13 protein-coding genes and 1 tRNA gene are annotated in these 12007 nt (G+C 42.5%); 2 read left to right on the forward strand and 12 right to left on the reverse strand.

The window, feature by feature from the left end; translation table 11 throughout:
- Positions 1-35: 35 nt before the first annotated feature.
- The 4 genes from JRG66_RS03710 to JRG66_RS03725 form a co-directional block, all read right to left on the reverse strand.
- Entirely contained in the window at positions 36-1922 is a 1887-nt protein-coding gene (locus JRG66_RS03710) for a tetratricopeptide repeat-containing sensor histidine kinase (RefSeq protein ID WP_265164395.1), read from the reverse strand.
- 53 nt (positions 1923-1975) lie between these two features.
- Entirely contained in the window at positions 1976-2839 is an 864-nt protein-coding gene (locus JRG66_RS03715; protein WP_265164396.1) for a hydroxymethylglutaryl-CoA lyase, read from the reverse strand.
- A 205-nt stretch (positions 2840-3044) separates the two neighbouring features.
- Positions 3045-3662 (reverse strand): LysE family translocator, encoded by a 618-nt coding sequence (locus JRG66_RS03720; RefSeq protein WP_265164397.1) that lies wholly within the window; start codon positions 3660-3662, stop codon positions 3045-3047.
- Positions 3659-4681: a quinone-dependent dihydroorotate dehydrogenase gene (locus JRG66_RS03725; RefSeq protein WP_265164398.1), complete on the reverse strand. Its 1023-nt coding sequence runs from the start codon at positions 4679-4681 to the stop codon at positions 3659-3661. The genes JRG66_RS03720 and JRG66_RS03725 overlap by 4 nt, the downstream gene beginning before the upstream one ends.
- A 110-nt stretch (positions 4682-4791) precedes the next feature.
- Here JRG66_RS03725 and pepT point away from each other — a divergent pair, with 110 nt between their 5' ends.
- Positions 4792-6036 (forward strand): peptidase T, encoded by a 1245-nt coding sequence (pepT, locus tag JRG66_RS03730; protein ID WP_265164399.1) that lies wholly within the window; start codon positions 4792-4794, stop codon positions 6034-6036.
- Between the two features lie 316 nt (positions 6037-6352).
- On the opposite strand, the gene JRG66_RS03735 is transcribed toward pepT, so the two are convergent.
- The 4 genes from JRG66_RS03735 to idi form a co-directional block, all read right to left on the reverse strand.
- A tRNA-Thr gene (locus JRG66_RS03735) sits at positions 6353-6426 on the reverse strand.
- Between the two features lie 13 nt (positions 6427-6439).
- Positions 6440-6706, reverse strand: coding sequence for a hypothetical protein (locus tag JRG66_RS03740; RefSeq protein ID WP_265164400.1), 267 nt, complete (start codon positions 6704-6706; stop codon positions 6440-6442).
- A 68-nt stretch (positions 6707-6774) separates the two neighbouring features.
- Complete coding sequence (locus tag JRG66_RS03745; RefSeq protein ID WP_265164401.1) at positions 6775-7185, reverse strand: 6-pyruvoyl trahydropterin synthase family protein; 411 nt, start codon at positions 7183-7185, stop codon at positions 6775-6777.
- Positions 7182-7700, reverse strand: a complete 519-nt coding sequence (gene idi, locus JRG66_RS03750) for an isopentenyl-diphosphate Delta-isomerase (protein ID WP_265164402.1) — start codon at positions 7698-7700, stop codon at positions 7182-7184. The genes JRG66_RS03745 and idi overlap by 4 nt, the downstream gene beginning before the upstream one ends.
- Positions 7701-7839: 139 nt before the next feature.
- Between idi and JRG66_RS03755 the strand changes: the two genes are divergently transcribed.
- On the forward strand, positions 7840-9426 hold the full coding sequence (locus JRG66_RS03755) for a peptide chain release factor 3 (RefSeq protein WP_265164403.1): 1587 nt from the start codon (positions 7840-7842) through the stop codon (positions 9424-9426).
- 64 nt (positions 9427-9490) lie between these two features.
- On the opposite strand, the gene JRG66_RS03760 is transcribed toward JRG66_RS03755, so the two are convergent.
- The 4 genes from JRG66_RS03760 to JRG66_RS03775 all read right to left on the reverse strand — a co-directional run bounded on the left by JRG66_RS03760 (position 9491) and on the right by JRG66_RS03775 (position 11956).
- On the reverse strand, positions 9491-10279 hold the full coding sequence (locus JRG66_RS03760) for a BamP family beta-assembly machinery protein (RefSeq protein ID WP_265164404.1): 789 nt from the start codon (positions 10277-10279) through the stop codon (positions 9491-9493).
- On the reverse strand, positions 10280-11047 hold the full coding sequence (locus JRG66_RS03765; RefSeq protein WP_265164405.1) for a BamP family beta-assembly machinery protein: 768 nt from the start codon (positions 11045-11047) through the stop codon (positions 10280-10282).
- A 1-nt stretch (position 11048) separates the two neighbouring features.
- Complete coding sequence (locus JRG66_RS03770) at positions 11049-11369, reverse strand: Mpo1-like protein (RefSeq protein WP_265164406.1); 321 nt, start codon at positions 11367-11369, stop codon at positions 11049-11051.
- 260 nt (positions 11370-11629) lie between these two features.
- The gene (locus JRG66_RS03775) at positions 11630-11956 is read right to left on the reverse strand and encodes a DUF3467 domain-containing protein (RefSeq protein WP_265164407.1); all 327 of its coding nucleotides are present in this window, start codon (positions 11954-11956) and stop codon (positions 11630-11632) included.
- Positions 11957-12007 lie beyond the last annotated feature (51 nt).

A 12007-nucleotide genomic window follows, 5' to 3' on the forward strand; every position in this document is an offset into this window, starting at 1 on the left:
TACAGATGTGAGAAATATATTTGATTAATTCATTTTCAGGCCTTACGGAAGGCTACAATAAATTCTGCACCCTTACCGGGATAGCTTTTAATATCGAGACAAGCCTGGTTGATAGCCAAAAAATGTTTTACGAGCATAAGTCCAATCCCGGTACCGGTTTCCATTCTGGTACCAATTTCAGAAATCATGCGCTGGTTGAATTTTTTGATCTCTTCAATCTTTTCAGGAGCTATACCCTCTCCTCCGTCAAGGATCTTCATAAGTACGGTTTCTTCCCTCTCCTCAAAGCTGATGTAAATTCTACTCCCTTCCCGGGTAAATTTTATAGCATTAGACAACAGGTTGTGCATAACAATTGAAATATGGCCGCGGTCTACCAGTACAGGAGGCAGGTTTTTTGTTTGCTGCTGAACGATCTCAATATTTTTACGCTTCGCAATTAGATAATAGGCCTTGACGATTTTTGTGGCTTTCTGCGGAAGGTCTACCTCTTCGAGATTCACCTTACTGCCTTCCAGCTGTGAATTGGCCCAATTCAGAAGATTTTGAAGCATGACTGAAGTTCCAGAAACCTGCATTAGCATCTCATCGAGTAGCGATGCCTGCTCCTCGGGTGTAAAATCACCCGATTTAATAAGCCCCAGCAATTGCTCTAGAGAAGCCAATGGAGAACGCAGGTCATGAGAAAGGATTGAAAAAAGGCGGTTTTTGGCCTCGTTCATTTCCGAAAGCCCTTCATTTTGGCGGGAAATAAGCTGGTTTTGTTCAGAAATTGTCTGGTTCTTGTTTTGCAACTGGGTATTAAACTGCTCCTTTTGCCTTATGTTCTTCCTAAACATAAAAGCCACGATCAATAACAATAAAACTGCCAGTACGAGGATACCAAGAAATATCCTGTTGGTAAAAAGCTGTTTTTCTACAGCTGCTTTTTCAGACTGAAGCACTAGATTTTCGGCTTCTTTACTCTCCAGCTGGAGCAAATTTATGGCCCGTAATTTTGTCTGATTGTAAAGTGAATCCCGGTATTTTTGATTGAGCTCCAGGTATTCAAGAGCTTCGTTGGTCTTCCCCTGATTTTTATAAACCTGTGATAAAATGCCGGTATTCCTTTCCAGGTCCCATAAAGATTCCAAGTCTTTTGAAAAACCCAGCGCCTTTATACCCGCCTCTTCTGCCTGCACATAATTTCCCTTTGCTGAATAGACCTCAGCCAGGCCGGCATAAGCAAAAGACCTTTCCCAGTTACTCGGTGGGTTTTCATGATTGAGGATCCTAAAATATAATTCTTTCGCAGTGTCATATTTTCCGCGGAAAAAATTTATTTGCGCCATGCGGTTTAAAGCGAGATGTTCTACATCTATGCGCCCTGTCTTTCTCGAAAGTTCCAGCGCCGTTTGAAGGTTGGCCAGCGCTTTTTCATATTCCTTTACTTCAATTTGTGAAATGGCAATATTGAGATAGGCAGGATTAGCCCTGGCTGCATTTCCCGATTGTTTGTAAGCTTCAATGGCTTCAGTAAAAATTTTTATGGCTTCTTCATTCCTGTCGATCCCCTGCTGAATAAGCCCCTGTCCCACCAGGCTTTTTGCCTCTCCCAGTTTATTCCCGGTTTTACGGTAGATTTCCCAAGCTTTAAGATACTGCTGAAGAGAAAGGTCATACGTTCCCTTAACATAGTACGCATAGCTGTAAGCATAAGCTACATCTGCCCTGTCTCCAGGATCATTGGATGCTGCCGCCAAAGCATCTGCTCTATCAAGGATTTTTAGAGCTTTTGATAAATCATTATTAAGCAAAGCAAACCCCTTCTCCACGTATATTGCAACAGAATCCTTTTCCTGTTGCCATTCAGCATAAACCGAAGAATGAACGTTCAGGAAAGACAAAAGGGCAATGAAAATGCAACTAAAATTACGCTTCAAAAATGGCATTTTAGACTGCAATTATAGAGATAAATTTTGAAAAACCACTCCCCTTAATGATAAGCAGAAAATATTTTGGTGGCTTCATTATGAGATGATTCAAAGCTCATCATCCTAATATCGGTGTCGTCTTTTTTAGATGTGAAGTAAGACAGTAATTTTTCTGTAGGCATGTTTCCTGTAAGCTCGTCTTTTGCCATTGGGCAGCCACCAAAGCCCTGTATGGCACCATCAAACCTTTTGCAACCCGATTTATAAGCCGCATCAACCTTCTCAAACCATTTTGCAGGAGTGGTATGAAGGTGTGCCCCAAATTCTATTTTTGGATACTTCGGAATCAAATTTGAAAAAAGATAAGTGATAATATCGGGCGTAGAACTACCAATGGTATCAGACAGGGAGAGGATTTTCACCCCCATAGCTGAAAGTTTTTCGGTCCACTCGCCCACAATTTCCACATTCCACGGATCCCCATACGGATTTCCGAAACCCATAGAAAGGTATGCGACCACTTCTTTACCCGAAGCATCGGCAATATTGAGGATCTCCTGCAGGGTTTCAACAGATTCGGCTATGGTCTTATGGGTATTTCGCATCTGGAAGTTTTCAGAAATTGAAAAAGGATAGCCTAAATAGTCTATTTCAGAATATTGAGAAGCATCCTGGGCGCCCCGGGTATTTGCCACTATGGCCAGCAGTTTACTTTGTGTTCTCGAAAGGTCGAGTTTGGAAAGAACCTCGGCAGTATCGGCCATTTGAGGGATGGCTTTGGGAGAAACAAAACTTCCGAAGTCAATAGTGTCGAATCCGCAACGCAGCAAAGACTGGATGTACTGAACTTTTTTGTCTGTAGGAATAAAGTCTTTTATTCCCTGCATCGCGTCTCGCGGACATTCAATGATCTTTAATTTCCCCATGAGTCAAATATAGAAGTTAGATTTTAGAATTACGAAATTAGAAGTAGTTCGATGGAAATATTTGTAATGATCCAAAATGTCCTATTCCCCGGCACAGTTACACATCTGCGCCATCTATCCCAAAAAAGCTAATTACCAACGGCTAAAGGCTAAAGCCCTTTCCCAATTTTAAATATTCAATATTCAATACTAAGCACTCTTTACTCTAAACTAATATAAAAACACCAATCCCCACAAAAACTATTACCTGCACCCATTTAAAAATATGGGCTGAGGCAGGATGCTTTTGAAGATAGACAGAAATTTTTCCTGCGAGAATAGCCACGGCTGAGAAGATGAGGAATGCCTGCAGCATAAATAGAAAACCAAGAATGTAAAACTGCAGCAGGGTATTTGTATTGGGGTCCCAAAGAAAGCCGGGAAAAAAAGCAAGAAAGAAGATTGCGACTTTCGGGTTTAAAACATTCATTAAAAATCCCTTTTTAAAGAGGGAAGCAAATTTCTTTTTTGGCAGGTTTGCACCTTCCTTCAGGCTAATCGCAGCTTCACTTTTATACACCTGCCAGGCCAGATAAAACAAGTAAGCCGCACCCAAAATTTTAATTAGAAGAAACAGATTTTCTGACTGCTTAATAATTGCTGAAACCCCGAAGGCAACGAGACTGGTATGAATTATAATTCCGCTTACAAGCCCCAGGGCAGTGACAATTCCGTGTTTTTTTCCGTTGGTCATGCCCTGCACCAGTACGTAAATAATATCGGGGCCTGGCGACAGGGTGAGCAGGATTGAGGCAGTAAGAAAAGGGATTAATTGGGCCGTCACTTACTGCGGTTTAGAATTTCTTCGTTGATCTCCTTCACCAACTGAGGGCCTTCATAAATAAATCCGGTATAAAGCTGCACCAAAGAGGCCCCGGCTTCAAGTTTTTCAATCGCATCTTCGGGAGACATAATTCCTCCAACGCCAATAATCGGAAAAGCTTTTTTACTTTTTTCAGATAAGAAGCGAATCACCTCTGTTGCACGTTTTGTAAGAGGTTTTCCGCTTAAGCCTCCGGTCTCGTCCTTTTCTGAAGAAGTAAGTCCTTCCCTGGAAATGGTAGTATTTGTAGCTATTACTCCCGCAATTCCGGTATCCCTGACAATATCTATGATATCCAGCAATTGTGAATCGGTAAGATCGGGTGCAATTTTAAGCAGGATAGGTTTTTGCACAGGCCGCCTTAAACTTTCCTGCTGCAGGCTGTTGAGCAACTTAGTTAGTGGTTCCTTATCCTGCAGCTCCCTTAAGTTTGGCGTGTTTGGAGAACTTACGTTGACCACGAAATAATCTACATGCTCAAAAAGGGCATTATAGCAGATCAAATAATCATCCACAGCTTTCTCGTTTGGCGTCACTTTATTTTTGCCAATATTTCCGCCAATAAGAACACCCTTGTTCTTTTTCAGTCTTTCCACCGCTTCTGCTACTCCGCCGTTATTGAAGCCCATTCTATTGATAATGGCTTTGTCTTCTTTTAACCTGAAAAGCCTTTTCTTCTCATTTCCAGGCTGGGGTTTAGGGGTTAGGGTTCCAATTTCAATAAATCCGAAACCAAAATTACTCAGCTCCTTATAGAGCTTTGCATCCTTATCAAACCCGGCAGCCAGCCCCACCGGATTCGGGAATTTAATACCGAAAACTTCCCGCTCCAGCCTCTTATCTTCAACCACAAATTTTTTGCGCACCAGCTTCTGGCTCCCCGGAAGAAGAAATAACTTCCGAAGTGTTGAAAAAGTGAAATAATGGATTTTTTCAGGATCAATATTAAAAAGCAGCGGCCGAATGATCTTTTGATACATGAAGTGGGTTTTAGACAAAATTAACACAAAGCTGCATAAAAAAGCCTGAAAAGAGAAAAGGTTTTGAACCTACTTTTTATATCGCTATTTTTGGGAAAACTACCTCAAAAATGACAAATAAGCAGGAAATTATTGACCGCTTTTTAAGCTATGTAAAGATAGATACCCAGAGTGACGAAACCAGTGAGGCAACTCCCAGTACCAAAAAACAGTGGGATTTGGCCAATAAACTGAAAGAAGAGTTGGAGGCTATGGGAATGCAGGAAGTGAGTATAGATGAACACGCCTACGTAATGGCCAGCCTTCCTTCAAACCTTGAACATGAGGTGCCGGTAGTAGGCTTTGTGGCTCATTTTGATACCACGCCCGATTTCTCCGGAACCAATGTGAATCCGCAGATCATCGAAAATTACGATGGAAAGGACATTGTGCTGAATAAAGAGAAGAACATCATCCTCTCCCCCGAATATTTTAGCGACCTGTTGCAGTATGAGGGGCAAACTCTCATCACTACCGATGGCACCACCCTATTGGGAGCCGATGACAAGGCCGGGATCACCGAGATCATGGAAGCTATGAAATACCTCCTTAACAATCCGCAGGTGAAGCATGGAAAGATCCGTGTTTGTTTTACGCCCGATGAAGAGATTGGTCGGGGCGCCCATAAATTTGATGTTGATAAATTTGGAGCCGAATGGGCATACACCATGGACGGCAGCCAGGTTGGGGAACTTGAATTCGAGAATTTCAACGCAGCCGGCGCTGTGGTTAAAATAAGCGGAAAAAGTGTACACCCGGGCTACGCCAAAGACAAGCTGATCAACAGCATGTACATTGCCATGGATTTTATCAACTCCCTGCCGCGCCTTGAAACTCCCGAACATACCGAAGACAGGCAGGGATTTTTCCACCTCAACGGGATGGAAGGAGATGTGGAAGAAACCACGCTTCACTACATTATTCGCGATCACGACCGGGAGCATTTTGAAGCCCGCAAGGAGATGATGAAAGACCTAGCCACAGAAATTTGCAGCCAGTACGAAAGGGATTGTGTAACCGTGGAGATCAAAGACCAGTACTACAATATGAGGGAAAAAGTAGAACCCGTAATGCATATTGTGGATATTGCTGAAGAAGCCATGAAACGGGTAGATGTTACTCCCATTATAAAGCCAATTCGCGGGGGAACAGACGGCGCACAGCTTAGCTTCAAAGGCCTGCCCTGCCCCAACATCTTTGCCGGCGGACATAATTTCCACGGAAAATACGAATATGTTCCCGTAGAAAGCATGCAAAAAGCGGTGGAAGTAATTGTTCAGATTGCCCAACTCACTGCCGAACAATACAGAAAGTAATTCCGCTACTTTCCCGCCAATCAGGCAATTTAAAAACTATACCTTTATATCCGCCTCTCCAGTGAGGTGGATGTAAAGGTATGCTATGGTTTTAACTGAAAAGATACCGGCAGGCTTCAAAAATGCCTTTTTGAAGAGTTTTTTTGCTGAAGCAATTCTGGTTTAGCAGATTTAATTAACTGAAATTCAAAAAATCTCCTTCCTTCCCGAAGGAGCCTGGGCCGGTGAGCGACTGCTATAGACGGCGCGCCCCTGACAAACTTCGCGGGCCCTTTTTCCATAAAATAAAAAAACCTCCCGAAAAGGGAGGTTTTAGAGCCGATGGAGGGACTCGAACCCACGACCTGCTGATTACAAATCAGCTGCTCTAGCCAGCTGAGCTACATCGGCGAGTGCCTTATTATTATAAAGCGTTTATTTTTTCAACAAGGATTTTGGCCTTAGCCTCAAATTCCTTTTCAATTCCTCTAAAATGTTGTTTTTTGTTCTCAACATTTTTTTGGTTCATTTTCCCTATCAATTGGTCAAAATCTGAAATTGCTTCATCAACAATTTTTTCAGAGTTTGCAGGATCTTCTTCGGGATGAGTGATCTGGTGCAGGTAAGCTGCCTCAATTATGTCACCAAAAACATAATTCATATCCCTTTTTAATGTTCTTCTATTCGCCATCTTTCGCGTAATTTTCAGCTGCGAATTTACACTATTTCTCAATTCAAAACACAGTTTTTTGAAAAAAATTATTCCCCCCTGTAAGTAACGTAGTTCCTGGGGGTTTCATACAAAGTGACCTCAAGATCCAGGTGTGGCTCCAGCTCCAAGCGCAGCTTCTTCCATATTACAATAGCAATATTTTCGGCAGTGGGGTTTAAGTCTTTGAATTCCGGAACTTCAATATTCAGGTTCTTATGATCAAAAGGCACTTCAATTTTCTCGTAGATAAGCTGCTTCAGGTTTTTGAGATCCATAACAAATCCTGTTTCCTGATTGATCTCCCCTGTAACAGCCACCACCAGTTCATAATTATGCCCATGGTAATGCGGATTACTGCACTTCCCAAAGACACGGCGGTTCTTCTCATCATCCCAGTCTTTTCTATGCAGCCTGTGCGCCGCATTAAAATGTGCCTTCCTGTTTACAGTTACCCTCATTGCTGGATGTGCTTGTAGTATTTGTCAAAGATGATCTTGAACCAGGCCGTATAAATCTCAGGATGTTCCTTCATATCCCGCTTCAGATCTTCAAGAGAAACCCACTTGTAAGCATGAGCTTCTTCAGGGTTTAAATCGGGTTCCCCGTTGTAATGCCCTACCAGAATATGGTCAAATTCATGTTCGGTAAGCCCGTTGTCAAAAGGAGCTTTATAGATAAAGGAGATGGTATCCTTCAATTCTGTTGAAAACCCCATTTCTTCCTGTAAACGCCGCTTCCCTGCTTCAATATTAGATTCTCCTTCGCGCTGGTGACTGCAACAGGTGTTCGTCCACAACCCGGGGGAATGATATTTTCCCAGTGCGCGTTGCTGTATCATGAGCTCGTTCTTGTCATTAAATACAAAGACAGAAAAAGCCCGGTGCAGCAAAGCCTTTTCATGGGCTTCCATCTTCGGCATGAGCCCAATTTGCTCATCTTTTTCATTCACCAGGATAACTTGTTCTTCTTTCATTGCAAAATTTGAGCTTCAAATGTACAAAATCAGTCGGGAAATCCCTTTTTTCAGCCTTCAGAAAAGAAGTAAAACGAGAGATAGCCGAGAGCATTAATTTCACGATCAAATAATTATCTTTGCAGTCTTAAATACAAGTATGAAATTTTCAGAAGAAATCAAGAGAAGAAGGACCTTTGGGATCATTTCCCACCCCGATGCTGGTAAAACCACCCTAACCGAAAAACTGTTGCTGTTTGGAGGCGCGATACAGGAAGCGGGTGCAGTAAAATCGAATAAGATCAAGAAAGGGGCAACCAGCGATTTTATGGAGATTGAACGGCAAAGAGGAATTTCGGTGGCCACTTCGGTACTTGCTTTTGAATACAAAAAGAACAAGATCAACATACTCGATACGCCGGGGCACAAAGATTTTGCTGAAGATACTTTTCGCACCCTTACTGCCGTAGACAGTGTAATTGTTGTTATTGACGTTGCAAAAGGTGTCGAGGAACAAACCGAAAAACTTGTGGAAGTTTGCCGAATGCGCAACATCCCCATGATCGTGTTCATCAACAAACTAGACCGGGAAGGAAAAGATGCTTTTGAACTTCTCGATGAAATTGAGCAAAAACTCAACCTTACCGTAACTCCACTGAGTTTCCCAATTGGGATGGGTTACGATTTTAAAGGTATTTACAACATTTGGGAGCAAAACGTCAATCTGTTTACGGGCGACCCCAGAAGGGATATTGAAGAAACCGTTGAGATTTCGGACCTCGAATCCAGCGAACTTGATAACCTGATTGGCGAAAAGGCCGCCGGCACTTTAAGGGATGAGCTTGAACTTGTACATGGTGTTTACCCCGATTTTGACAAAGAAGCTTACCTGGCGGGTAACCTTCAGCCTGTTTTCTTTGGGTCGGCGTTGAACAACTTTGGAGTGCGCGAGCTGCTGGATTGTTTTATAAGCATAGCCCCTCCTCCCCGCCCAAAGGACAGCGATATTAGAAAAGTGGAACCTTCCGAAGATAATTTCACAGGATTCGTTTTTAAGATCCATGCGAATATGGATCCCAAACACCGCGACAGGCTGGCCTTTGTGAAGATCGTATCGGGAAAGTTTGAAAGAAACACGCCATACCTGCACGTGCGCCACAACAAAAAGCTGAAATTCTCGAGCCCAAATGCCTTTTTTGCTGAAAGAAAAGAAATTGTAGATGTTTCATATCCCGGGGATATTGTGGGGCTTCACGACACCGGGAACTTTAAGATTGGTGACACTTTAACTGAAGGCGAAGAACTACAATATAAAGGCATTCCGAGTTTTTCCCCGGAACATTTCCGCTACATCAACAACGCCGATCCTATGAAATCCAAGCAACTGGAAAAGGGAATTGACCAGCTTATGGACGAAGGGGTGGCCCAGCTATTTACGCTGGAGCTCAATGGCCGAAAAGTGATTGGTACCGTGGGAGCCCTGCAGTTTGAAGTGATTCAGTACCGCCTTGAGCACGAGTACGGAGCAAAATGTACTTATGAGAACCTGAATGTACACAAGGCCTGCTGGGTAGAACCAAAAGACCCTAAAAGTGAAGAATTCAAAGATTTTAAAAGGGTAAAACAAAAATTCCTGGCCCAGGATAAACAGGGACAGCTCGTTTTTCTTGCCGATTCTGCCTTTTCACTACAAATGGCACAGCAAAAATACCCTAATGTGAAATTCCATTTTACTTCGGAATTCTAATTTAGTATTGAATATTTAGTCTGACAAAATACCTTCCGAAAATGGCATTTTCGGAAGGTATTTTTTATTTAGCCATCCGCTCCTTCAGGTATTGCGGTGCTTTCTTCTGATAAAAAGCCGTTAGTTCCAGTCTCATGTGTTCTGGCAAATAGGTGCTAAAACCGGCATCTTCAGCACAAAAATATACAAAGTCCCTGATGTGATCTTCAGGAATAGAAAGGTAGGTAAAAAAGGATGCAGGCATGGCAGCCACTCCGGCATCTACCAGCTGGGAAAGGTCTTCATTCGCAGCGGCCATCTCAAGTTTCCGCATTTTTCCATTCAACCGGTTTATTATTCCGTCGAGACTCACGTTGATATTTCCGGGGGGATTATATTTTGAAGTGGTGCTCACGTTTGAGGCTGTTTTCAACTTCCGTTCAATAGATGTGGGACGCGGGGTATCGCTCATGGGAAAACCAAGATCGGCCTGCGTGAGGGTTGGGATATTTGCCAGATCTGTAGAGAGGTTTCCGCTAAGGTCGATATCGCTGATGTTCACTTCGGAAAGCTCGTCTACTTTCTCCTCCAGATGCACTGTCAAAAATGCCATTTTCAGCACCTCTTCTGTGATTATCATTTCCAGTACTTCATACTGAACCGAAGAAAACAATAGGGTATCGCCGGTTTTTACTTCTATTTCAAATGTACCATCGGCTTTGTTTGTTGTTCCCTGTTTACTGGTGAGGTTGATGATGTTGATGGAAGAAATTTCGGCATCGGGAATTAATATTCTGCCCTTCAGCAGGGATCTTTCCTGCCCCGAAACGGAAAAACAGACAGTAGCCAACACCAGAAATAGCAAAGTCCTCATCTAATCACCCATTATATTTGAATTATCAAGCAGCTTTTCTTCTATAAATTTCGGTGCCTTTTGCTTATAAAACTGCATAAGTTCCAGTCGCATATCTCCGGGGAGGTAGGACTCAAAATCTGGATCTTCTGCACAGAAATAAACGAAATCGCGAATGCGATTTTCTGGAATTGAAAGCTCCTTAAAAAAGGAAACCGGGAGTGCGTTTGCCCCGGCAGTCACCATTTGCTCAAGATCTTCCCAGGCTGCAGCCTTTTTCAGCATTTTTATCTTTCCATTCAGGGTATTCAAAAATCCATCAAAGCCTGAGGAAGCCGTAATTAGTTTTCTTTCGATGGAGGTAGGCGGCAAAACATCATTCATTGGGAAACCTATATCGGCCTGGGTTAGCGTGGGAATATCTTTGAGATCGGTCGCAAGATTGCCACTAAGACTAATGTTACTGATATTGACTTCGGCCAGTTCATCGATTTTCTCCTCCAGATGCACTGTCAAAAATGCCATTTTCAGCAGCTCTTCTGTGATTAGCATTTCCAGTACTTCATACTGAACCGAAGAAAACAACAGGGTATCGCCGGTTTTTACTTCTATTTCAAATGTACCATTGGCTTTGTTTGTTGTTCCCTGTTTACTGGTGAGGTTGATAATGTTGATGGAAGAAATTTCGGCATCGGGGATTAATATTCTGCCCTTCAGCAGGGATCTTTCCTGCCCATAGGCACAAAAAGTGAGCAACAACAGGATGATGAACAGAATAGTTTTGTTCATGTTAATCTTTTCGGGAGTCAAAACTTTTACTTCCGAAGAGAATTTCGAAAAACAATTTAAAATCGGATATAAGGCTCCAAAAAGGGTATTTAAAGGTTGCCGGTTTGTTCTTCTCAAAAAAGGCATGGCCCACCCAGGCAAAACCGTAACCTACCAGGGGAAGAAAGAGCCATTCCCAGCCCCAGCCGTTAAGAACAGCAAGAAGGAGCAGTACAAAGACCAGGAAAGTACCTGTAAAATGTAAAATGCGGCTGGTTTTGTTTTGATGTTCTGTAAGGTAAAACTGATAAAATTCTGAATAAGTTTTAATACGATCTGCCATTTAAATTTCCAGGTTTAATATGAAGACTTTTGAGGTTTTCCATAATAATTTAACATCAAAATGAAGACTTTATTGTAGATACAGAATGAATCTATAAAAATTTAATCACAAAAGCACATCTTTAAAGCTGTTAATTAAAAAAATGGAAGTTGGGCAAGGCAGAAAAGGAAGGACACAGCCCGTCAAGAAACGGTAAGTACAGCAGAGGATATGCGGGTGAACCTGAACAGGATGCACCCGCATTAAATGTTGTTGAGGTTTTACGCCTGCCCGGTAGGACCAAAATTCAGCGGGATATTTGGCTGGTCGTAATCTTTAATTTCGCCGTGGGCATTTTCAAAACGCTGCACGTTATCGGCCAAGGCCTTTAGCAATCTCTTTGCGTGCTGCGGAGTCAAAATAATTCGTGATTTCACCTTACTCTTTGGGGTACCGGGCATGATACTCACAAAATCGACCACAAATTCAGAAACAGAGTGGTTGATTATGGCAAGATTGGAGTAAGTGCCTTCGGCTACTTTTTCATCAAGTTCTATGTTGATCTGCCCTTTCTTGGGCTTTTTAGGATTGTTGTTTTCGTCGCTCATCGGTTCTTTTTTAGTTCAGTATAAAAGTAAGGAAAATAAAAAGACCTCACA

Source organism: Salinimicrobium tongyeongense (genome assembly GCF_026109735.1).
Lineage (GTDB): Bacteria > Bacteroidota > Bacteroidia > Flavobacteriales > Flavobacteriaceae > Salinimicrobium > Salinimicrobium tongyeongense.